We start from the raw sequence: 22,324 nt of genomic DNA on the forward strand, positions 1-22,324 counted from the left end.
GCCTCGGCCGGCGCCTTCGGAAAGGGAGACTGAGACGTGGCTGCACTGACCCCGATATACCGCACACCCGTCACCTTCTACGTGCCGGTGGTCGCCGCCGCCGGCGCCCTTGCCGGGCTCTTCGTCGGCACCGCCCAGGGCAGTGGCCTGCTGGGCATCGTTGCCGGCGCGGCGCTGATGGCGGCGCTGGCACTGGCCGTCACCCGTGTGATCGAAAGCGAAAAGGCGACGCGCTGGGGGATGGCCGCGCTGTTCGTGGCCGGCGGCTGGCTGATCGGCGGCGCGCCCGGGCTGATCCTGGGCGCGGGCTTCGGCTGGTTCTTCGGCTGGTTCACCTTCTGGCTCTACGAGGGGCGCTACCGGGCCAAGCTGCCGACCTATCTGACCCCGGGTCAGGTGCTGTGGCACTTCACGTTCCGGGTGATCTGCGGTGCGATCCTGGTGTTCCTCATCACCCCGATCCTGGTGGTGATGCCGCTCAGCTTCAACGCCGAGAACTTCTTCACCTTCACCCCCGAGATGCTGCGGCTCGACCCGGCCGGCTACTCGCTCAAGCACTACCGCGATTTCTTCACCAATGACGATTGGCAGCAGGCGCTGCGCAACTCGGTGATGATCGCGCCGGTGGCGACCCTGCTGTCGGTCAGCTTCGGAACCCTGGCCGCGATCGGGCTCAGCGCCGAACATGTGCCGTTCCGTCGTCCGATCATGGCGATCCTGATCTCGCCGATGATCGTGCCGCTGATCATCTCGGCGGCGGGGATGTATTTCTTCTATTCGCGCATCGGGCTTCAGGGCACCTATTTCGGCGTGGTGCTGGCCCATGCGGCGCTCGGAATTCCCTTTGTCATCATCACCGTGACCGCGACGCTGGTGGGCTTCGACCGTTCGCTGACCCGGGCGGCGGCCAACATGGGCGCGGATCCGGTCACCACCTTCTTCCGGGTGCAGATGCCGCTGATCCTGCCCGGCGTGATCTCCGGCGGGCTCTTCGCCTTCATCACCTCCTTCGACGAGGTGGTCGTGGTGCTCTTCGTCGGCTCGGCCGGGCAAAAGACGCTGCCCTGGCAGATGTTCACGGGCCTGCGCGAACAGATCAGCCCGACGATCCTCGCGGTGGCGACGATCCTGGTGGGCATCTCGATCTGCCTGCTCACCGTGGTCGAGATGCTGCGCCGCCGCTCCGAACGCCTGCGCGGGATGTCCCCGGGCTGACGCCGGATACACGGACAAAGAAGGGCGCGCGCTGGTCCGGCAGGGAGCGGCGCGCGCTTTTCCATTCACCGCAAATATCCTCGCCCGAGGCCGCACCCCGCAGAGGCCGGCAAGCGACCGGTGGGCGGGTCACGATCGCGTGTGGATTAACCCTTTGGTGCGGCGATCTCGGGGCGCATGGCCGGTTTCGTACATTCGGGCGGAAAAACCCCCCATTCCGCTGCGCCAAAGGCCGGGCGGGGGTGGGTAGAGTGTACACAATCGCCGCGAAACACCCCAACCCGGCGGCGCGAGTGGCGCAGATGCAGCCCCGACTCGGGCCGGATCCCGGGGTAAATGCCCCGCGCGCGCCTACCGCAACCGCTTCAGCAGGTCGAGCGAGGCATAGCCGTCCGGCAGCAACCCGCTCGCCGTCTGATAGGCGCGCACCGCCGCCATCGTCTTCGGTCCGATCCGCCCGTCGATCCCGGCGGTCTGATACCCCTTCGCGGTCAGCAGCCGCTGCATCTCCTTGCGCTCGGCAAGGGTCAGCACCCGGTCGCCGCGCGGCCACTCGGCCTGCACCGGCGCGCCACCCCTGATCCGGTCGGCCAGATGGCCCACCCCGATCACATAGGCATCCGCCGGGTTGTAGCGTTCGATCACCCGGAAATTGTCGAACACCATGAACGCCGCGCCATGCCCCCCGGCGGGCAGCAGGATCGCGGCCGCGCCATGGTCGGGGACCGACCGTCCCTCGACGTCCCGAACCCCCAGCCTCGCCCAGTCCGCGGCGGGCTTCTTGATCTGCCGCTGCGCCAGTTTGAAATCAAAATCTGGTGGCAGGCGCACCTCGATCCCCCAGGGCTGCCCCTTGATCCAGCCGAACCGCTTGAGATAGGCGGCGGTCGAGGCCAGTGCGTCGGTGGGGTCATCCGACCAGATGTCGCGCCGCCCGTCGCCGGTGAAATCCACCGCATACTCCAGATAAGAGGTCGGCATGAACTGGGTATGACCCATCGCGCCGGCCCAGCTTCCGGTCATGTTCTGCGGCGTGGTGTCGCCGCTTTGCAGGATGCGCAGCGCGGCGATGAGCTGGCTCTCGAAAAACCTGGCCCGCCGCCCGTCAAAGGACAGCGTCGCCAGCGAGCGCACCAGGTTGTCCTTGCCGCGATGACTGCCATAGGCGGACTCCAGCCCCCAGATCGCCAGCACGACCTCCTTGTCCACACCATAGCGTCGTTCGATCGCCTCCAGTGTCGCGCGGTTGTCCTCCAGGGCCTTGCGACCATTGGCAATTCTGCTGTCCGAGGCGGCGCTTTCCAGATACTCCCAGATCGGTTTGGTGAACTCCGACTGGTTGCGGTCGCGGCGGATCACCTCGGCGTCGTATTGCACCCCGGCAAAGGCCCGGTCGAGCACGTGGCGGCGGATGCCCTGCGCCGCCGCGCGATCCTTGAACGCGCCGATCCAGTTCTGAAAGCGGACGTTCGCGGCATGCTCGTTCACGGTGGGCATAACGGCCTCCCTGCGGACGGGGCGCGGGCTGGGCCGCAGCGATACCAGCACCGAGGAACTGGCCCGCTGCACGGTGTCCGATGCCACAGGGGGCCGGATCTCGGGGTGGGAGGATCGCATAACTGCCTCGGCCAAAACGGAATCCGCCCCAAACAGGGCCAGCCCCGCGGCACATAACCAAACACGCATTTTTATTGTCCTGTTCGACTGCTCGACGCCGATTCTAGCGCGAAAACGGGTTTCGCGAAAGCTGGCTGTGGCGGTGGGGGCGGCGACGGCAGGTTTGAGCCGGTCGCCTCAGCGCGGCCGCCGCAGCTTGCGTTTGAGCTTGTCGGATTTCTTCCGGGCCTGCCCCGCCTTGCGTTTCGGGGTGGTGCGGCCACGTCCGGCGGTCGGGCCACGCGGCAGCGCCTTGTCCTCGAGCGACAGAAGCTCCAGCTCAAGCCCGCCCGAGACCGGGGCGGCCTCGACCAGGCGGACGGTGACCCGCTGGCCGATGGCAATGGTCAGCCCGGTGTCCGAGCCCATCAGCGTGCCGGCCTCGCGGTCGAAATGGAAATACTCCCGCCCCAGCGTGCGGATCGGGATCAGCCCGTCGGCGCCGGTCTCGTCCAGTTTCACAAAGGCGCCAAAGCGGGCGATTCCGCTGATGCGCCCGGTGAACTCATTGCCCACCCGCTCGCTGAGATAGGCCGCCAGATAGCGGTCGGTGGTGTCGCGCTCGGCCATCATCGAACGGCGCTCGGTCTCGGAGATATGTTCGGCGGTCTGTTGCAGCCGCTCGATCTCGTCCGCGGTCAGCCCGTCGTCGCCCCAGCGATGCGCGGCGATCAGCGCCCGGTGCACGATCAGGTCGGCATAACGCCGGATCGGCGAGGTGAAATGCGCGTAATGCGCCAGCGCCAGCCCGAAATGGCCAAAGTTCTCGGGGCTGTAATAGGCCTGCGTCATCGACCGCAGGGTCGACAGGTTGATCAGTTCCGCGTCGTCGCTGCCGGCGGCCTGGTCCAGCAGCGCGTTCAGGTGCCGGGTTTGCAGCACCTGCCCCTTGGCCAGCGTATAGCCTGCCGCCTGCGCGGTCTCTCGCAGCGCCTCGAGCTTCTCGGGGCTGGGTTCCTCGTGCACCCGGAACAACAGCGGCGAGCGCTTGGCGTTGAGCGTTTCCGCAGCGGCCACGTTGGCGAGGATCATGAATTCCTCGATCAGCCGGTGTGCGTCCAGCCGGTCGCGGAAATTGACCGACTCCACCTTGCCGTCCTCGGACAGCACGATGCGCCGTTCGGGCAGGTCCAGGTCGAGCGGCTGGCGGTGCTCGCGCGCCTTCCGCAGCGCGTGATAGGCGGCGTAGAGCGGTTTCAGAACCGGCTCGACCAGCGCCTCGGTGCGCTCATTGGGGTTGCCGTCGACGGCCTCCTGCACCTCGGCATAGGTCAACGCGGCGGCGGAACGCATCAGCCCGCGCACGAACTTGTGGCCGATCTCGCGCCCCTCGGGGGTGATCTGCATCCGCACGGCGACGCAGGCGCGCGGCACGTTCTCGTGCAGCGAGCACAGATCGCCCGACAGCCGGTCGGGCAGCATCGGCACCACACGGTCGGGGAAATAGGAGGAGTTGCCGCGCTTGCGCGCCTCGCGGTCCAGCGCGCTGCCGGGGCGCACAAAGGCGGCCACATCGGCGATGGCGACCCAGATCACAAAGCCGCCGGGATTCTTGGGGTCGTCATCGGGCAGGGCAAGACAGGCATCGTCGCGGTCGCGCGCATCGACCGGGTCGATGGTGATCAGCGGCAGATCGCGCAGATCCTCGCGCCCGTTCAGCCCGACCGGCTTGCAGGCGTCGGCCTCGGCGATCACCTCGTCGGGAAAGGCATCGGGAATGCCGTGCTGGTGGATTGCGATCAGCGACACCGCCTTGGGCGCGCTGGGGTCGCCCAGCCGCTCGACGATGCGGGCGCGCGGCAGGCCCATGCGGCCCTTGGGCCCGGATTGCTCGGCCTCGACCAGCTCGCCGTCCTTCGCCCCATGGCGGGCGTCTTCGGGGACGTTCCATTCGGTGCTGGTGCCCTTGTCGATCGGCACGATCCGGCCGCCCTCGGCCCCCTTGCGGAAAATTCCCAGGACGCGCTTGGGATTGGTGCCGATGCGGCGGATCAGCCGCGCCTCGTAATTGTGATCCTCTTCATGCACCAGGGTCATGCGGGCCAGGATGCGGTCCCCCTCGCCCAGAGCCGGGTCAGAGGCGCGGGGCACGACCAGAACGATCGGCTCCACCCCCTCGCCGTGCCATTCCAGCGGGCGCGCGAAAAGGTCGCCATCGGCATTCGGTGCTTTGACCTGAAGCACGGTGACGGGCGGCAGGCTGTCCGCGTCGCGGTAGGTCTTCTTGCGCTTTTCCAGATGCCCCTCGGATTCGAGCTCTTTCAGAACCCGTTTCAGGTCGATCCGGTCGGCCCCCTTGATCCCGAACGCCTTGGCGATATCGCGTTTCGACGATTGGGTGGGGTGGGCGGAAATCCAGTCGAGGATTTCCTGTCTGGAGGGAATGCGCGTCATGGTTTTGCCCTAGCACGCCACGGGGGCGGCGTCATGGCGAAAAGCGACCGGATCCCGACGGGCCGCCGGCGGATCCCGGCACAAAATCGGACCGAAGCTCCAGACCGGAGTCCGGCGGTCCGGGCGGGCTGTTCCCGGTGCCCGGACATGCGCCATTTGCGGGCCGGAGAACGGCCTACCGGCGCAGATCGGCGGCGGTATCCACGTCATGAAGCGTATCGGCCAGCGCGATGCGGTATCCGGACAGGGTGGCGATACTGTCGCCAAGCGCGTGTTCGGTGGACCAGCGCGCGCCGTCAAAGAGCGTCCGGGGCAGGCGGCCGGGATGGGTGGCGCCGACCAGCCAGAAACCGCCGTCCGCGGCCGGGGCGAAAACCGCGTCGTGCGAGCCCAGAAGCGCGAAGGCGCGGGCGATATGGGCGGGGGTGACGCCGGGAATGTCGGAGCCGATCAGGCAAACCGGGCCGCCGGGCCGTTGCAGCAGCCGCAGCATCCGCCGGCCCAGATCGCCGCTGCCCTGCGAAACCCGCGGCAGGTCCGATGGCCACAGGGCCGAGCGCACCGCCCGGTCCGGCGCCACCGCCAGCAGAATTTGCCAGCGCGGGTCGTGCAAACGCCTGAGCAGCCGCGCGCATTGATGCCGGTACCACCAGGCGGCCGGAACCGCCCCGATCTCGCGCCCCAGCCGGGTTTTCACCCGTCCCGGGCGCGGTTCCTTGACCATCACGATCAGCGTGCGGCGCATGGGCCCGGCCTCAGGCGAAATAGTCCCTGAGGATGCGGGTATAGATCGCCTTGAGCTGGTGGATCTGATCGACCGGCACGTTCTCATCGACCTGGTGCATGGTCTTGCCGACCAACCCGAATTCCACCACCGGGCAGTGATCCTTGATGAACCGCGCGTCCGAGGTGCCCCCCGTTGTCGACAGCACCGGTGTCACGCCGGTCTCGGCCTGCACCGCCGCCGAGACCAGATCGGACAGCGGCCCCGGCGGGGTGAGGAAGCTTTCGCCGGAGATCTTCACCCGCATTTCCACCGCCACGCCAAAGTCTTCGGCCACCCGGTCGGCCTCGGCGCGCAGCCAGTCGGTCAGCGCGGCGCCGGTATGGGTATCGTTGAAGCGGATGTTCACCGCGCCGCTGCACTGGGCGGGGATCACGTTGGTCGCGGTGTTGCCGGTGTCGATGGTCACCACCGCCAGCGTCGAGGGATCGAAGTGCGCGGTGCCCCGGTCCAGCTCATGGCTGGCCAGCCGGTCCATCAGCCGCGCCATCGCCGGCAGTGGGTTGCGCGCCCGGTGCGGATAGGCCGAATGCCCCTGCACCCCCACCACCGTGAACCATGCGGTCATCGAGCCGCGCCGGCCGATCTTGATCATCTCGCCCATGGTCTCGGGGCAGGTGGGTTCGCCCACCAGACAGACCGACATCGCCTCGCCCGCCTGCGCCATGTAATCGAGCAGCGCCACGGTGCCGTCGACCGCATCGCCCTCCTCGTCGCCGGTGATGGCCAGGACCACCGCGCCGTCGGGCGGGGTGTCGGTGACCAGGTCGATGGCGGCGGCGGCAAAGGCGGCGACGCCGGATTTCATGTCGGTGGCGCCGCGTCCGTAGAGCACACCGTCCTTCTCGACCGCGCCGAAGGGCGGCACCGTCCAGGCGGCCGCGTCGCCCACCGGCACCACATCGGTATGACCGTTGAAGCCGAATGTCCGCACATGCCCCTTGTCGCCCCAGCGGGCAAAAAGGTTGGCCACCCCGCCGCGATCGGCGCGGGCACAGGTGAAACCGGCCGCGCTCAGCCGCTCCTCCAGCAGCACCAGCGCGCCGCCCTCCTCGGGCGTAACCGAGGGGCAGCGGATCAGGTCGGCGGTCAGGCGGGCGGGGTCGGTCTTGGGCATGGTTTTATCCTTTGCAGGTCTGTCGCGGGCGGCGTCAAATTGGGCTGAAACGCCGGCAAAGCCAACCCCGGGCGGATTCCGGGCCACCGACGGCTTGCCGCACCGCCGGTTTGTGCTTAAGCAACGGGAAAAACCGGGGACAGATGACAAGATTTATTGCTGCTTTCTTGGTGGGATTGGGGCTGTGGGCGCATTGTGCCGCGGCCCAGACCCTGACCGTGGCCACGGTCACCCGCCCGCCGTTCTCGATGGTCGAGGGCGGCAAGGAGAACGGTTTCTCGATGGATCTGCTGGCCGCCCTGTCCGAGGCGTTGCAGTGGGACCACCGCGTCGAGCGGGTGGACCAGTTCTCCGACATGCTGAGCGCTGTGACCGATGGCAGGGCCGATCTGGCGATGGCCAATATCTCGATCACCGCCGCGCGCGAAGGTATCATGGATTTCAGCCAGCCGATTTTCGAGGCCGGGTTGCAGATGATGGTGCATGCCGACTCGGCCCGGGGGGCGTCGATATGGCGCTCGGTGCTGTCGCGCGACCTGCTGCTCGCGATCGTCGCGGCGTTTGTGATGCTGCTGGGCGGCGGCATGCTGATGTGGCTGTTCGAACGCCGCGCGCAGCCCTATTTCGACCGCCCCGTGCACGAGGCCTGGTTCCCCTCGTTCTGGTGGGCGCTGAACCTGGTGGTCAACGGCGGCTTCGAGGAGAGGGTGCCGCGCACCATCCTGGGGCGTCTTTTCGGCGTGATCCTGGTGATTTCCTCGCTGTTCATAGTCTCTGTGTTTGTCGCCAAGATCACCTCGGTGATGACGGTTCAGGCGATCAGCGGGTCGGTCAACTCGGTCAATGACCTTTACGGCAAGCGGGTGGTGACCATCGCGGGATCCACGGCCGCCGGGTTCCTGGACCGGCGCGAGGTGGGGTATGACGCCTATGACGGGTTGCAGCCGATGCTGCGCGCGTTCGAGGAGGGGAGGGCCGATGTGGTCGTCTTCGACGCGCCGATCCTGTCCTACTATGCCAATCACGGCGGGCGCGAGGTGGCGCGCCTGGCCGGGCCGGTATTCCTGCGCGAGAATTACGGCATCGCCTTTCCCACCGGCAGCGCATTGGTCGAAGATGTCAATCAGGCGCTTCTGGCCCTGCGCGAGGACGGCACCTATGACCGGATCTACCGCAAGTGGTTCGGGGTTCGGAACTGAGGCGCGGCCGGCGGCACGGGTCGCCGCGCGTTAGTGCAGGATGTCCTCGGGCTCAGGGGCGTCACCGAAAAAGGGCGTCATCTGCGCCACGATCACGGCGTTCTCGTCCAGCGCCCGCTGCATCAGCCCGCGTTCCTCGCCGTCGATTTCATGGCCGGCCTCGAGCCGCTCTTCCAGCGTGCCGTAGCCGGTGACATCGAGCGGGGCGGTATCGGCCTGTTTCAGGATCGCCACGGTCTCACGCACCGCCTCGGCCTCGTCCACGCCGGAGGCAAAGCACATCAGCGCGGCACCGGTGGCGCCTTCGGGCAGGCCGTCGCCGGATTTGCGGCCGATCTGGACCAGCAGCGTATAGACCTGCTGACGGGAGGGTTTGTCCTTGCGTGTCATCCTTCGGGCCATATCCGCAATGTCCCGGCGTGGTCAAGCGTGGCCGTTCGGGTGCAACAATTTTGAAAAAAGCTGCAAATTCGGGAAAAACTGCACATTTTCGCCCAATTCTTTTTTCATGACTTCAGCATAAGAAAAGGCAGCGAAAAGTTGCCGCCAATAGATTTTGAGGCACAGTAATGGCTACAGCGTCCGAACTTTCTATCGACACGTCCGCCTCCGCGATGGACATGGCAGAGGCCATGTTCGGCAGCGGGATCAGCATCACCTCGGCCAGCTATACCGGCGATTCGGATGCCTCGGGTATCTACACGAACGGCGATACGGTCGCGCCGGACCTGACGCCCTCGGACTCCGGTGTCATCCTCTCCACCGGCGAGGCCCGGGATGTGACGAATTCGTCCGGTGATCCCAACACGTCGAACTCCACCTCGACCAACAACTACGATCCGGGCGATTCCGATCTCACCGATCTGGCCGGGTATCAGACCTATGACGCCGCGGTGTTCGAGGCGACCTTTGTGCCGGACGGCGATACGCTGACCATGCAGGTGACCTTTTCGTCCGAGGAATATCTGGAATATGTCGATTCCGGCTTCAACGACGCGGTCGGGATCTGGGTGAACGGGGTACAGGCCGAACTGACGGTCGGCTCCGGCGACATCACGATCGACAACATCAACGACGAGAGCAATTCGAACCTCTATATCGACAACCCGAAATCGCTCGACCTCTACAATACCGAGATGGACGGGCTGACGGTGACCCTGACGCTGAAGGCGCCGGTCAACGCGGGCGAAGAAAACACGATCAAGATCGGCATCGCCGACGCGGGCGATGCGATCTACGACAGCAACCTGCTGATTGCCGGCGACTCGATCCAGACCGCGCTGATCGCCGGCGATGACGAGCTCGAGGTGCTGGGCGAATCCGGCACGTTCGACCTGCTCGCAAACGATTCAAGCTCGGTCGGCGGGACGCTGACCATCACCAAGATCAACGGCCAGGATGTCGTGGCAGGCGAGACCATCATCCTGCCCTCGGGCGAGCAGGTGATGCTGAACGCGGATGGCACGGTCACCGTCTTTACCGACGACGATGCCGAGACCAACGTTTTCACCTATGAGGTCGAGGACGACGACGGGAACACCGACACCGCCTTTGTCGAGATGACCACGGTTCCCTGCCTGGTGGCCGGCACGCTGGTCGAGACGCCCGGCGGCATGGTCGCGGTCGAGGATCTGCAACCCGGTGACATGGTGATGACCCGCGACGACGGCCCGCAGCCGGTGCGGTGGAGCGGTCGGACGACACGGCAGGCCAGCGGGTGCGACGCGCCGGTGGTAATCGAAGCGGGCGCGCTGGGCGATCACGGAACCGCCGAGCTGTCGCAGAACCACCGGGTGCTGATGTGCTCGCCCCGGGCCGAGCTGCTGTTCGGCGAGGGCGAGGTTCTGGTCAAGGCCAAGGATCTGGTGAACGGCGCCTCGATCCGCCTGCGCGGCGACGGCGCCCCGGTCACCTACGTCCATGTGATGTTCGACCGGCACCAGATCATTCGCGGCAACGGGCTGGACAGCGAAAGCTATCATCCCGGTCAGGAGACCATCGGCAGTTTCGATGCCGAAACGCAGGACGAAATTCTGCGCCTGATGCCGGATGCGGGCATGGCCGCGGATTTCGGATATGGCCCGGCGGCCCGCCCCTCGCTGAAGGGCTTTGAAAGCCGCGCACTGCTGGAGGCCTGAGGTCCGGGCGTATCGGGTGGGGAAGCACCCGCGTGGCGGCGCCGCGCGCCTTGTTCCGGGCAGGAAAGAAAAGGGCGGCCTCATCGTCGAGGCCGCCCTTTTCTTTGGCTCCAAGCAGGATCAGTCGCGCAGCAACTCGTTGATGCCGGTCTTGGACCGGGTCTGCGCGTCCACCCGCTTCACGATCACCGCGCAATAGAGGTTGATGCCGTTCTTTGACGGCATCGAGCCGGCGACCACCACCGAATAGGGCGGCACCTCGCCATACATCACCTCGCCGGTGTCACGGTCGACGATCTTGGTCGATTTGCCGATGAAGACACCCATGCCCAGCACCGAGCCCTCGCGCACGATGCAGCCCTCGACCACCTCGGACCGCGCGCCGATGAAGCAGTTGTCCTCGATGATCGTCGGGCCGGCCTGCATCGGCTCCAGCACGCCGCCGATGCCGACGCCGCCCGACAGGTGCACGCCCTTGCCGATCTGCGCGCAGCTGCCGACGGTGGCCCAGGTATCCACCATGGTGCCCTCGTCGACATGGGCGCCGAGGTTGACGAAGGAGGGCATCAGCACCACGCCGGGCGCGATATAGGCCGATTTGCGCACCACGCAGTTCGGCACCGCGCGGAACCCGGCGGATTTCCATTCGGCCTCGCCCCAGCCCTTGAACTTGCTGTCGACCTTGTCCCACCAGCCCGAGCCCTGCGGGCCGTTGTCGTGCACTTCCATGTCCTTGATGCGAAAGCCCAGCAGCACGGCCTTTTTCGCCCACTGGTTCACGTGCCACGACCCGTCGGCCTGTTTCTCGGCCACGCGGAGCGTGCCGCTGTCGAGTGCGTTCAGCGTGTCTTCGATGGCTTCGCGGGTTTCGCCGCCGGTCGAGGGGGTGATGGTATCGCGGTTTTCCCACGCGGATTCGATGGCGGCTTCCAGTTGGGCGTTGGACATCTTTCTCTCCTCGTCCGATCGGGTTTCATGCCCTATAGCGGGCGCGCCGCCTGGCGACAATCCATCAGACCCCCGGCAAGGAGAGATACCCATGGCCAAAGCCATCCACAGCATGATCCGCGTATTGGACGAGGCGCGTTCGGTCGCCTTCTACGAGACCGCCTTTGGTCTCAAGATCACCGACCGCCTGGATTTTCCCGGCTTCACGCTGGTCTACCTCAGCAACGAGGAGACCGGGTTCGAGCTGGAGCTGACGGTAAACAAGGACCGGACCGAACCCTACGATCTGGGCGACGGATATGGCCATCTGGCGGTGTCGGTCGCGGATCTGGCGGCAGAGCACGCGCGGCTCAAATCCGCAGGGCTCGCGCCGCGCGACATCGTGGCCTTTGCCCCCGCGGGTGAGGTGATTGCCGAGTTTTTCTTTATCGCCGACCCCGACGGCTATCAGATCGAGGTTCTCAAGCGCGGCGGGCGGTATCTGTAACGGGCGGTCCGCCTGCTCCATTGCGCCCGGCCGCGAGGCCGGGCCAATCACCCCAGCGGATCGGGCGCGATATTGCCGCCGCAGACCAGCACGGCCACCCGTTCCCCCGGCGCCGGAACATAGGCGCCCGACATCAGCGCGGCCAGCGCCGCCGCGCCGGCCGGCTCCACCAGCTGCCGCCGTTCCTGCCACAGGGCGCGCTGGGCGGTGGCGATGGCGTCGTCGGTCACCAGAACCGATTGCACCTCGAACTCCCGCGCCAGGTCAAAGCAGATCCGGCCGATCCGCCGCGCCCCCAGCGCGTTTGCGGCGATGCCGGAAACCTCCACATCCACCGGCTCGCCGGCCATGAGCGCCGCGTTCAGCGCGCAGGAGGTTTCCGGCTCCACCGCCACCACCTTGCGCGCGCCGCGCAGCCAGGCCAGCGCACCGGCGATCAGTCCGCCTCCGCCCACCGCGATCAACACGGTATCGGCGGTCAGCCCCTGCTCCTCCCACTCGCGCAGGCAGGTGCCCTGACCGGCCACCGTGGCGGGCGAATCATAGGCATGGATCTGCATCGCCCCGGTCTCGGCCTCATAGGCCTGCGCGGCCTGGAGCGCGTTGGCGTATTCGCCGGCCACCACATGCAGGTCGGCGCCGGTGCGTTCGATCAGCGCGATCTTGGCCGGACCGGCGATCTCGGGAACGAAGATCGCCGCGCGATGTCCCAGCGCGCGGGCGGCATGGGCCACCGCCGCGCCGTGGTTGCCGCCCGAGGCCGCGACCAGCCCCGCGTCGGGCACCTTGCCGGAAAGCATCGTGTTGAACGCGCCGCGCGCCTTGAAGCTGCCGGTGTGCTGGATCTGCTCCAGTTTCATCTCGACAGGCCATGGCAGGCCAAAGCCCGCGACCTCCATCACCGGGGTGCGCACCACATGGGGGGCGATCCGCGCCGCCGCCGCGTCGATATCCTGACGATCCACCACTGCCTGTCCTTCCGAATTCAAGATGGCTCCAGATAACCGGCCTTGACCGGGAAGGGCAACGGCCGGGTCGGAAGGCCGCGACACCTACAGGAGATATCGTTTGATTTTTTCGCGCGGAGGGGGTTCATTTGCGGCATTCAAAGACCGTCATGCTTTTAGGAATCAGGGGGCTCCATGGCCAGGGCAAGACTTATTAACTTTAACGCCGGAGACGGCGGATTGCGGGAAAACCCGATTCATCAGGTCACGTCGAACCGGCTGCCGATCGACGCGACCACCTGGAGCGACGCGGATCCGGGCGGCAAGACGGCGACCACATTCACGCTGGAAACCATCTATACCGAGCCGGTCTTCGGTTCCGATGATTTCGAGATGTCAGTGGACATCACCTTTACCGGGACGTTCAGCAAGACCGCGAGCGGGTGGAAAGGCAAGATCGAGCAGACCGACATCTTCAAGGACGGCGAGCTGGCTGCGACCATCCTGTCCAAGGGCAAGGTCAACCTGTCCGATTTTTTCGGTCAGACCTATTCCGGCGTGATCTGGGACGAACTGGCCCTGAAGGGGCTGAAAGGGTCGCTGTCGAGCGATGACAACTATTTCGCGTCGTCGAGCGGCAATGACGTGATCAAGGCCGGCCGTGGCATCGACTATGTCGCCGGCTACGATGGCAACGACAAGTTGTTCGGGCAAGGCGGCGATGACACGCTGGTGGGCTTCAACGGCGATGACAAGCTGTTCGGCGGCAACGGCGATGACGACCTCAAGGGACTTGCGGGCGACGATGTTATTGTCGGGGGCCGCGGCCGCGACGTGTTTCGCGCCGAGGATACCCTGGGCACCGATACCTGGACCGGCGGCGCCGGCAAGGACAAGTTCGAGGTGGGCTATTTCGACGAGGGCCGCTATGGCGCCACGGTGACGGACTTCGACCGCAAGGGGGGCGACAAGGTCGATCTGACCTCGGATCAGGCGTTCTTCTTTTTCGAGTTCGACGAGATCCGCTATATCCGCGATGCCGCCTTCAGCGGTGAGGCGGGCGTTTACGAGGTGCGGATGGAAAACGGCATCGTCGAGGTCGACAACAACGGCGACGGCGTGGCCGATCTGGGCATCGCGCTGGAGGGTATGGACACCTTTGGCGGCAAGCCGACCTGGCTGATCCTGCCCGACGGGTTCGATTTCGCCTAGCCCGGAACGGCGTGCCCTGGCGATTGCGCCGGGGCGTCTGGCCACGACCGTGCGAACGCGATAAGGCTGGCCCGAAGAATTGTTCAGGGCCAGTTTCATGACAGACGAGCGTCTTAGCGTTTTCCGCGATGCCCAATTCGACCAGACCACCGCGCGGGGGGTTCCCGACACCCCGCAAAGCCGGTCGCCCTCGTACCGGCTGGCCTTTTCCGACGAAGAATTCATGTGCCGCGATGAGCTGCGCCCGGTGCGTCTGCAGCTCGAACTGCTGAAACCGCAGCTCTTGCTGGAAGATCGCCGGATCGAGAGCACCATCGTTCTGTTCGGCGGCGCGCGCATCCCCGATCCGGTGCACAAGCACAACGCGCGCACCGAAACCCTGGCGGAGCTGTCCTCTTTCTACGAGGTGGCGCGCGAGTTTTCGCGGCTGATGACCGTCAAGGCGCTGGCGTGCGGGAACCGCGAATATGTGATCGCCACCGGCGGCGGCCCGGGGGTGATGGAGGCGGGCAATCGCGGCGCGCATGAGGCGGGGGGCATCTCGCTCGGCCTCAGCATCGTGCTGCCGCATGAGCAGGCGCCGAACAAGTATGTGACGCCCGAACTCAGCTTCAACTTCCACTATTTTGCGATCCGCAAGATGCATTTCCTGATGCGCGCCCGCGCCATCGGGGTCTTCCCCGGCGGCTTCGGCACCATGGACGAGATGTTCGAATCGCTGACCCTGATCCAGACCGGGCGGATGAAGCGGGTGCCATTCCTGCTGTTCGGTCGGGCGTTCTGGGAGAAGGTGATCAACTGGCAGGCGCTGGCCGATGCCGGAACCATCTCGGACGAGGATCTGACGCTGTTTCGGTTCGTCGACAGCGCCGAAGAGGCGGTGGAGATCATCGAAAACTGGGAACCGGCACCGCCGCGCGACGTGGTCCCCGGACGGGAGTAGGTCCGGAACTGATCAACCAACTGTCTGCGGAAATGTCTACTGAACGCGACAACGCCCCCCTGCGGGGGGCGGTCTGTTTCAGTGGATCTGCACCGGAAGCACACCAAGTTCGGTGTTCTGCGGCAGTTTCGTCACCACCTGCGCGCCGGCCACATCCTTGATCGCGTAGCCATAACCGGCCAGCCGGAAATGCCATTCCCGGGCGCTGACCGCCATCGCACGCTCACGCATCAGCAAATTCAAAATCGGGGCCTCGACCGCGTTGCGGCAAATCACCTGTGCCATCGTTGTTTCCTTCTGCACTCGTTATGTTGTCTACAGATTGGAAACTGATTGTTGATGGCGGCTTATTTGCACCGGAATTGTGGAAATTTGGCGGCAGAGCGCGGAATTGTCGCCGTTGCGTCAACGATCGCCGTTGCTCAGCCCCCGAGCCCGGCCTCGGCCTGGATCTGTTTGCGCGACTTGCGGGCGCGCTCGGTCGCCGATTTCAACTGGCCGCAGGCGGCCATGATGTCCTCGCCGCGCGGGGTGCGGATCGGGCTGGCATAGCCGGCCTTGTAGATGATGTCGGCAAAGGCGCGGATGCGGTTGTTCGACGACCGCTTGTAGGGGGCGCCGGGCCATTCGTTGAACGGGATCAGGTTGATCTTGGCCGGAATGTTGTGGTCGCGGATCAGTTTGATCAGCCGATGGGCATCTGCGTCGCTGTCGTTCACCCCGTTCAGCATCACGTATTCAAAGGTGATGCGCTCGGAATTCGACACCTTGGGATAGCTGGCCAGTGCCGCCAGCAGCGCCTCGATGTTCCAGCGTTTGTTGATCGGCACCAGAACGTCGCGCACCTCATCGGTGGTGGCGTGAAAGGAAATTGCCAGCTGACAACCGATCTCTTCGGCGGTGCGGGCGATCTCGGGCACCACGCCGGAGGTGGACAGGGTGATCCGCCGGCGCGACAGCTGGATGCCCTCGGGGTCCATAGCGATCTTCATCGCGTCGCGCACGTTCTCGAAATTATACAGCGGTTCGCCCATGCCCATCAGCACGATGTTGGACAAGAGGCGGGTTTCGTCCTTTGGCGCGCCGGGCACCGGCCATTCGCCCAGATCGTCGCGCGCCATCATCACCTGGCCGATGATCTCGCCCGCAGTCAGGTTGCGCACCAGCTTCTGGGTGCCGGTGTGGCAGAACGAACAGGTCAACGTGCAGCCCACCTGCGACGAAACGCAGAGCGTGCCGCGATCCTCTTCGGGGATATAGACCACCTCGACCTCATGGCCGCCGGCGATGCGGACAAGGTATTTGCGGGTGCCGTCGCTGCTGACCTGGCGGCTCACCACCTCGGGGATCTCGATGATGAAATGATCCGCCAGCAGCGCGCGATAGGGTTTGGCCAGATTGGTCATCTGCGCGAAGTCGCGCACACCCCATTGATAGATCCACTGCCAGATCTGCCCGGCCCGCATCCTGGCCTGTTTCTCGGGCGTGCCCGCCGCGATCAGCGCCGCGCGCATCTGCTCGCGGGTCAGTCCGACAAGGTTCACCGGCCCCTCCGGCAGCTTGCGGGGGATCGTCATGACATCCTGGGTGATCGGTGCGGACGCGGGGTCGGGGGCGGACATGGGCGGCGGCTTTCGCGGTTTTCGGTGCAGAATGGCCCCTATATAGGCTTTTGCGCCGATTTCAAAAGGATTCAGCCGCACCCGGGTGGGGTGCGGCCTGTCTCGGAACCCGCATCGAAGGCCCGGCGCGCCGGATCAGTTGGCGCAGCGTTTCTCCGCATCCTCGAGCGCGGCGGTAAAGCCCAGCAGCGAGAAGGTATCCTTGGTCTGGGTGCCACGGGAGGACCGCGCGGACAGGATCGCCGAGGCGCCCCGTTTCATAGAGGTGATGATCTTGGCATCGTCGGCCTCTGTCGCCGGCCAGGCCCATTCGCCCTCGGTGAACAGCTCGAACTCGGTGTCGCCGATCGCGAGGTTCACGGTCGAGCCGTCGGCAAAGGGATAGCCGCCGGTAAAGGTGACCTGTCCCGCCACTCCGGCGCCCGGCCGGAAGAACACAAAGAGCAGGATGTCGCCACGCCGCACCGCCACAACGCGCCCGTCGCGGGTGTTCACCGTCTCCTTGGGGGCCGAGACGCTCCAGCACTCCTTGGGGTCGTTCTCGACAAAGACGCTCCAATCGGTCTCAGCGGCGACGCGATTGGTGCTTTCTTCCTGCGCGAATGCGGTGGGTGCTGCGGTGGTTACGGCCATCCCGGCCATGCACAGGCCCGCCAGCGCGCGGACGTGTTTCAATCCCATCTGTCCAGCCTCCTAGACTGTCCTCTACCTCAATTTCTCAGGGGCGCACGCGGCCTTGTCTGGCCGTCTGTCCCGTCGCGCACCCGTCGCTTGCCGACATAGCCACAGTAACGTAACTTGCGCCACAGACGAAAGGGCGATTGGCGGGAAATCGCCAAAATCCGGAGCATTTCATGACCCAACCTGTACCGATGGCCGAGCTGTGGCGCGCCGATCTGCTGGAAAGCCGGCATCTGGGCCATGCGGTGATCTGCGATGACAGCGGTCAGATCGTGCAGGCCTGGGGCGATCCCGAGGCGCTGATCTATCCGCGCAGTTCGTGCAAGATGATCCAGGCGCTGCCGCTGATCACATCGGGGGCGGCGGCGAAATACGGGCTGACTTCGGAACGGCTGGCGCTGGCCTGCGCCTCGCACAACGGGGCCGAGATCCACACCTCTCGCGTGCGGGCCTGGCTGCAGGATCTGGGCATGGGCGACAGCGATTTCCGCTGCGGTCCGCAGATGCCCGACGACCGCGATGCGCGCTATGCGCTGATCCGCGGGTACGAGGCGCCGTGCCAGTATCACAACAACTGTTCGGGCAAGCATTGCGGTTTTCTAACGCTGGCGCAGCATATGGGCGCGGGCCCCGAATATGTCGAGATCGACCACCCGGTGCAACGCGCCGTGCGCGAGGCCTTCGAGGAGGTCACCGGCGAGGCGAGCCCCGGCTATGGCATCGACGGCTGCTCGGCGCCGAATTTCCAGACCACGCTGCACGGGCTGGCTCGCGCCATGGCCTGGTTCGCCAGTGCCGGCGACCGCAGCGACCGCCAGAGCATGGCGGCGCAGCAACTGACCGCCGCGATGGTGGCGCATCCCGATCTGGTCGCCGGCGAGGGGCGGGCCTGCACCGAGCTGATGCGCGCGATGGAGGGCCGCGTCGCGGTCAAGACCGGCGCCGAGGCGGTGTTCGTGGCAATCATTCCGGAAAAGCGGATGGGCATTGCGGTCAAGATCGCCGACGGCGCGACGCGGGCCAGCGAGTGCGCCATCGCCACGATCCTGAGCGGGCTGGGCGTGCTCGACCCGGACCACCCCGCGACGGTCAGGCGGATTACCGCGCCGCAACTCAACCGCCGCGATGTCGAGGTCGGGCAGATCCGCCCGGCGGCGGCGCTGCTCAGCCGCTGAGTTCCCTGGCCAGAAGGTCAAAGACCAGCCGAATCCGCCGGTTGGTGCGCAGTTCGCGGTGGCTGACCAGCCAGGAGGGAACCGGGATCGGCGAAAAACCCGGCAGGATCGGCCGCGCATCGGGGATCAAGGCGGCGATCTCTCGGCCCAGCACCCCGATCGCCTCGCCGCGCCGGATCATCTCCATCAGCACCACGCCGTTGCCCGAGGACACGCGGACATTCTCGCGCCGCATCGCCAGTCCGCGCGCGCGAACCTCGGACAGGAACCAGTCCAGCGGCTCATAGGCGGCGAACACCGCGCCGCGCAAATCCCCGGGGCCGGCCGGTTCGCCATACCGCTCGAGATAGGCGCCGGTGGCATAGCAGCGCGCCTCGTCCTCGCCCAGCTTGCGCGCGATCAGGTCGGGCTGGTCGGGGCGCACGTGGCGGATGGCGATATCCGCCTCGCGCCGGCGCAGGTTCTGTACCGCGTTCGAGGCCACCACCTCGACCGTGATCCCCGGGGCCTCCCGCGCCAACCGGGTCAGCGCCGGCGGCAGCAGATAGGCGGCAAAGATGTCCCCGGCGGTGATCGTCACATGGCCCTCGACCGCCTCGCTCTGCCCGGTGGCGACCAGCGAGAACTCTCCGGCCGCGTCGCCCATGCGGCGCACCTGCTCGAGCAGTTCCAGACCCGCCCGGGTCAGTTGCAGCGCCCGCCCGGTGCGGTCGAACAACTGCACGCCGAGCGTCTCCTCCAGTGCCGCGACCTGGCGGCCGAGCGTCGGTTGGGTCAGGTCCAGCGCCCGCGCCGCGGCGGAGAGCGAGCCCTCTTCCGCGGTCACAAGAAAGGCGCGCGCCTGGTTCCAGTCGAAACGGATGCTGCTCCAATTCATGCAAATTCGTATACAACGAATACGGATTGGGGCAATTCCAAAAAATTCCTGTATCGTTATCTCGGGGCCATCAGCCAGTGACAGGATTTTCCGATGAGTACCGATGCCGCCTTCTGGAACCGGATTGCCGCGAAATACGCCCGCAGCCCCGTCCGCAACCCCACCGCCTATGCCGAGACCCTGGCCGAGGTCATCGGGCTGCTCAGCCCGCGCGACCGTGTGCTCGAACTGGGCTGTGGCACCGGCACCACCGCGTTGAAGCTGGCGCCGCATGTCCGGACGATAACTGCCACCGACATTTCGCCCGAGATGATCGAGATCGCCGAGCAGAAGCGGCAGGCCGGGGGAATCGTCAATGCCGGGTTCGCCACCGCCGGAATCGCCGCGCCCGACGCCGATGCGCTGCCCTATGACGCCGTGCTGGCCTTCAACCTGCTGCACCTGATCCGGGATCTGGACGCCGCGCTGGCGGCGATCCATGCCCAGATCAAACCGGGCGGCCTGTTCATTTCCAAATCCGGCTGCATTGCCGAGATGAACTGGCTGTTCCGGCCCCTGATCCGGGCGATGCAGATGGTCGGCAAGGCGCCCTATGTCAGCGTGCTGGCAAAACGGGATCTGGAGGCGGCGATCAGCCGCGCCGGATTCGTGCTGGAACAGTCGCGCACCTTTACCGGCGCGCCGGAATCGCTGTTCGTGGTGGCCCGCAAGCCGGGTTAGCCGGTCACGAAATCCGACCGCGCATATCCCTGCAGATAGAGCAGGGCGGTGAGGTCGCCGAAATTCACCCGCACATCGCATTGCGCCGCCACCGCCGGTTTGGCGTGCAGCGCCACGCCGGTTCCGGCAAGATCCAGCATGCCCAGATCGTTGGCGCCGTCGCCCACCGCGATCACCTCGGCCCTGGCAATGCCCAGCCGGGCGCTGACCTGTTCCAGCGCCTCGACCTTGGCAGCCCGGCCCAGGATCGGCTGCTGCACCTGTCCGGTCAGGGTGCCGTTCTCGATCAGCAGCGTGTTGGCGCGGTTCTCGTCAAAGCCCAGTTCGGCTGCGACCGCGGCGGTAAAGGCGGTGAACCCGCCCGAGACCAGCAGCGTATAGGCGCCGTTCGCCCGCATCGTCGCCAGCAGGTCGCGCGCGCCCGGCATCAGCGTGATCCGGTCCTTCAGAACCTGACCGATCACCGCCTCGGGCAGCCCGCGGAGCAGGCCGACGCGCTCGGTCAGGGCCCCCTCGAAATCCAATTCGCCGTTCATCGCGCGCGCGGTGATCTCCTTGACCCGGTCGCCGACACCGGCCATGTCGGCCAGCTCGTCGATGCATTCCTGCTGGATCATGGTGCTGTCCATGTCGGCGATCAGCATCCGCTTGCGGCGCCCCTCGGCGGGCTGGATCACCAGATCGACGCGCATCTTCTGCGCCTCGTCCCAGACCTGCCAGCGGTTGCCCGGGATCGCTGGCAGGGCGAACTCGGCCGCGCGGCCGGGCGCCAGCCAGACCACATCGCCGCCGCCCCAGGCGTTGCGCAGCGAGGACAGCAGCGCGGGGTCGATCTCGGGCCCGGTCGGGGCGGTCAGCAGGGTGGCGATATACATGGGACGCTCCGGTCGCGGGTGCAGATTCGCGCCGGTAATAACGCCAGCGGCCCGCATTGTGCCAGCCCCCGCCTGCCCGGGTCGCTCACGGGTCGCCGGTTTGCGACATCAGAACCGCGATGAACCGGGCGCTGGGTAATTCGGCAAGGATGATCATCACCATGGCGGTCAGCGGGATCGCCAGGATCGCCCCCATCATCCCCCAGAGCGCGGTCCAGATCGCCAGCGACAACAGCACGGTGAACGGACTGAGGTTCACCGACCGGCCAAGGAATTTCGGCTCGACGTAATAGGCGACCAGCATCTGCGGCACCATCAACGCCACCAGCGTCAGCGCCGCCTGCCCGAAGGAAGCGTATTGCACCAGCCCCGTGGTCACCGGGAAGGCCACCGCGATGACCGACCCGATGTAGGGGATGTAGTTCAACAGCGCGATCACGATGGCCCAGAACACCGGAAAATCGATGCCGAGCAGCCAAAGCACCCCCAGCGACACCAGCCCGAGAATCACGTTGACCAGCGTTTTCGCCGCCAGATAGCTGCCGATCCTCTCGTTGATCTGATGCACCACCTCGAGCATGCGCTCGGCCTGTTCACTGCGGTCCAGCGCGCGGCGGGTCTTTTCCGGCAGCCCGTCCAGCTCGGCGATGATGAAGGCGGCATAGAGCGCGGCGGCCACCACGACCGAACCGGCATTGGTGATCGTGCTCAGCGCGGCCGGCATCAGCGTGGTGATGTCCAGCAGATCGAGAATCCGTTCGGACAGCCGCGCCCAGTTTGGCAGCTCGTCCACCCCCAGCAGATGCAGGAACCGGGTTTGCAGCGCGTCGAAATTCTCGGCATAGCGCGGGATCGCGGCCGAGATCGCCGCGGCGTTCGAGGTGATGAAGGCGGCAAGGATCAGCACGCCCGCGACCATCCCCGCCAGCACCAGCAACCGCCGCCAGCGCCGCTGCAGCCGTCCGATCAGCGGCAGCCGCACCAGCGCATCCGCAGCGGTGGTCAGGATATAGACCACGATGACCGCCACCAGCACCGGGAGCAGGATCGCCTGCCCGGCCTGGAGCAGCCAGCCGATCATCAGCAGCAGCGCGACCGAGCAGGTTACCGCCAGCAATCTGTTGAGGCCCTGTGTCTGCATGCGCTTGTCCCTTCAAGAAGGCCGGAGTTTGGCAGTCTCAGAAAACCAGTCCGACGGCCCGGCGGCAATGTCGCAATTTCGGCAACCGCGGCGGACGGGGGTTTCCGATCGGAAGCAGGGCGGACCATGCCCCTTTTGAAAGCGACATTTTGACCGCCTGTTGCGACACGCGCCGTATTGCGCCGCCTCCGAA

General features: G+C 66.1%; 21 protein-coding genes. 8 read left to right on the plus strand and 13 right to left on the minus strand.

Features of this window, described 5'->3' with window-relative positions; all coding sequences use genetic code 11:
- Positions 1 to 36: 36 nt before the first annotated feature.
- Positions 37 to 1,215 carry an ABC transporter permease gene (locus E1832_RS07725; protein WP_133359162.1) on the plus strand — a complete coding sequence of 393 codons (1,179 nt, stop codon included), beginning with the start codon at positions 37 to 39 and terminating at the stop codon, positions 1,213 to 1,215.
- A 351-nt stretch (positions 1,216 to 1,566) separates the two neighbouring features.
- Here E1832_RS07725 and E1832_RS07730 read toward each other — a convergent pair whose 3' ends face one another.
- The 4 genes from E1832_RS07730 to dapE all read right to left on the minus strand — a co-directional run bounded on the left by E1832_RS07730 (position 1,567) and on the right by dapE (position 7,166).
- Positions 1,567 to 2,901, minus strand: coding sequence for a lytic murein transglycosylase (locus tag E1832_RS07730; RefSeq protein WP_133359163.1), 1,335 nt, complete (start codon positions 2,899 to 2,901; stop codon positions 1,567 to 1,569).
- Positions 2,902 to 3,009: 108 nt separating this feature from the next.
- Complete coding sequence (gene rnr / locus E1832_RS07735; RefSeq protein WP_133359164.1) at positions 3,010 to 5,265, minus strand: ribonuclease R; 2,256 nt, start codon at positions 5,263 to 5,265, stop codon at positions 3,010 to 3,012.
- Between the two features lie 175 nt (positions 5,266 to 5,440).
- On the minus strand, positions 5,441 to 6,010 hold the full coding sequence (locus E1832_RS07740; protein ID WP_133359165.1) for a TIGR04282 family arsenosugar biosynthesis glycosyltransferase: 570 nt from the start codon (positions 6,008 to 6,010) through the stop codon (positions 5,441 to 5,443).
- A 10-nt stretch (positions 6,011 to 6,020) separates the two neighbouring features.
- On the minus strand, positions 6,021 to 7,166 hold the full coding sequence (gene dapE / locus E1832_RS07745; protein WP_133359166.1) for a succinyl-diaminopimelate desuccinylase: 1,146 nt from the start codon (positions 7,164 to 7,166) through the stop codon (positions 6,021 to 6,023).
- A 143-nt stretch (positions 7,167 to 7,309) separates the two neighbouring features.
- On the opposite strand from dapE, the gene E1832_RS07750 reads away from it, so the two are divergent.
- Positions 7,310 to 8,365, plus strand: a complete 1,056-nt coding sequence (locus E1832_RS07750; protein ID WP_133359167.1) for a transporter substrate-binding domain-containing protein — start codon at positions 7,310 to 7,312, stop codon at positions 8,363 to 8,365.
- A gap of 30 nt (positions 8,366 to 8,395) precedes the next feature.
- On the opposite strand, the gene E1832_RS07755 is transcribed toward E1832_RS07750, so the two are convergent.
- On the minus strand, positions 8,396 to 8,755 hold the full coding sequence (locus E1832_RS07755) for a hypothetical protein (RefSeq protein ID WP_133359168.1): 360 nt from the start codon (positions 8,753 to 8,755) through the stop codon (positions 8,396 to 8,398).
- A gap of 179 nt (positions 8,756 to 8,934) precedes the next feature.
- On the opposite strand from E1832_RS07755, the gene E1832_RS07760 reads away from it, so the two are divergent.
- Positions 8,935 to 10,503: a choice-of-anchor L domain-containing protein gene (locus E1832_RS07760; protein ID WP_133359169.1), complete on the plus strand. Its 1,569-nt coding sequence runs from the start codon at positions 8,935 to 8,937 to the stop codon at positions 10,501 to 10,503.
- Positions 10,504 to 10,623: 120 nt separating this feature from the next.
- On the opposite strand, the gene dapD is transcribed toward E1832_RS07760, so the two are convergent.
- On the minus strand, positions 10,624 to 11,451 hold the full coding sequence (dapD, locus tag E1832_RS07765) for a 2,3,4,5-tetrahydropyridine-2,6-dicarboxylate N-succinyltransferase (protein WP_133359170.1): 828 nt from the start codon (positions 11,449 to 11,451) through the stop codon (positions 10,624 to 10,626).
- 91 nt (positions 11,452 to 11,542) lie between these two features.
- Here dapD and E1832_RS07770 point away from each other — a divergent pair, with 91 nt between their 5' ends.
- Positions 11,543 to 11,938: a VOC family protein gene (locus E1832_RS07770; protein ID WP_133359171.1), complete on the plus strand. Its 396-nt coding sequence runs from the start codon at positions 11,543 to 11,545 to the stop codon at positions 11,936 to 11,938.
- 47 nt (positions 11,939 to 11,985) lie between these two features.
- Here the strand turns inward: E1832_RS07770 and E1832_RS07775 are convergent, their stop codons facing one another.
- Entirely contained in the window at positions 11,986 to 12,903 is a 918-nt protein-coding gene (locus E1832_RS07775; RefSeq protein ID WP_133359172.1) for a threonine/serine dehydratase, read from the minus strand.
- A 222-nt stretch (positions 12,904 to 13,125) separates the two neighbouring features.
- Here E1832_RS07775 and E1832_RS23105 point away from each other — a divergent pair, with 222 nt between their 5' ends.
- Complete coding sequence (locus E1832_RS23105) at positions 13,126 to 14,097, plus strand: calcium-binding protein (protein WP_280960204.1); 972 nt, start codon at positions 13,126 to 13,128, stop codon at positions 14,095 to 14,097.
- 97 nt (positions 14,098 to 14,194) lie between these two features.
- Positions 14,195 to 15,040 (plus strand): LOG family protein, encoded by an 846-nt coding sequence (locus E1832_RS07785; RefSeq protein WP_133359174.1) that lies wholly within the window; start codon positions 14,195 to 14,197, stop codon positions 15,038 to 15,040.
- Between the two features lie 78 nt (positions 15,041 to 15,118).
- On the opposite strand, the gene E1832_RS07790 is transcribed toward E1832_RS07785, so the two are convergent.
- The 3 genes from E1832_RS07790 to E1832_RS07800 form a co-directional block, all read right to left on the minus strand.
- Complete coding sequence (locus tag E1832_RS07790) at positions 15,119 to 15,325, minus strand: hypothetical protein (protein WP_133359175.1); 207 nt, start codon at positions 15,323 to 15,325, stop codon at positions 15,119 to 15,121.
- A gap of 137 nt (positions 15,326 to 15,462) precedes the next feature.
- The gene (gene rlmN, locus E1832_RS07795; protein ID WP_133359176.1) at positions 15,463 to 16,662 is read right to left on the minus strand and encodes a dual-specificity RNA methyltransferase RlmN; all 1,200 of its coding nucleotides are present in this window, start codon (positions 16,660 to 16,662) and stop codon (positions 15,463 to 15,465) included.
- 135 nt (positions 16,663 to 16,797) lie between these two features.
- On the minus strand, positions 16,798 to 17,343 hold the full coding sequence (locus tag E1832_RS07800) for an invasion associated locus B family protein (RefSeq protein WP_133359177.1): 546 nt from the start codon (positions 17,341 to 17,343) through the stop codon (positions 16,798 to 16,800).
- 173 nt (positions 17,344 to 17,516) lie between these two features.
- On the opposite strand from E1832_RS07800, the gene E1832_RS07805 reads away from it, so the two are divergent.
- Complete coding sequence (locus E1832_RS07805) at positions 17,517 to 18,518, plus strand: asparaginase (protein WP_133359178.1); 1,002 nt, start codon at positions 17,517 to 17,519, stop codon at positions 18,516 to 18,518.
- On the opposite strand, the gene E1832_RS07810 is transcribed toward E1832_RS07805, so the two are convergent.
- Positions 18,508 to 19,395, minus strand: coding sequence for a LysR family transcriptional regulator (locus tag E1832_RS07810; RefSeq protein ID WP_206021020.1), 888 nt, complete (start codon positions 19,393 to 19,395; stop codon positions 18,508 to 18,510). The genes E1832_RS07805 and E1832_RS07810 overlap by 11 nt on opposite strands.
- Positions 19,396 to 19,488: 93 nt before the next feature.
- Between E1832_RS07810 and E1832_RS07815 the strand changes: the two genes are divergently transcribed.
- The gene (locus E1832_RS07815; RefSeq protein WP_133359179.1) at positions 19,489 to 20,115 is read left to right on the plus strand and encodes a class I SAM-dependent DNA methyltransferase; all 627 of its coding nucleotides are present in this window, start codon (positions 19,489 to 19,491) and stop codon (positions 20,113 to 20,115) included.
- Here the strand turns inward: E1832_RS07815 and serB are convergent.
- A complete protein-coding gene (gene serB / locus E1832_RS07820; RefSeq protein WP_133359180.1) occupies positions 20,112 to 20,990 on the minus strand; it encodes a phosphoserine phosphatase SerB in 879 nt (292 codons plus the stop codon). The genes E1832_RS07815 and serB overlap by 4 nt on opposite strands.
- 85 nt (positions 20,991 to 21,075) lie before the next feature.
- A complete protein-coding gene (locus tag E1832_RS07825) occupies positions 21,076 to 22,131 on the minus strand; it encodes an AI-2E family transporter (RefSeq protein WP_133359181.1) in 1,056 nt (351 codons plus the stop codon).
- Positions 22,132 to 22,324 lie beyond the last annotated feature (193 nt).

Source organism: Antarcticimicrobium luteum (genome assembly GCF_004358185.1).
Taxonomy (GTDB): domain Bacteria; phylum Pseudomonadota; class Alphaproteobacteria; order Rhodobacterales; family Rhodobacteraceae; genus Antarcticimicrobium; species Antarcticimicrobium luteum.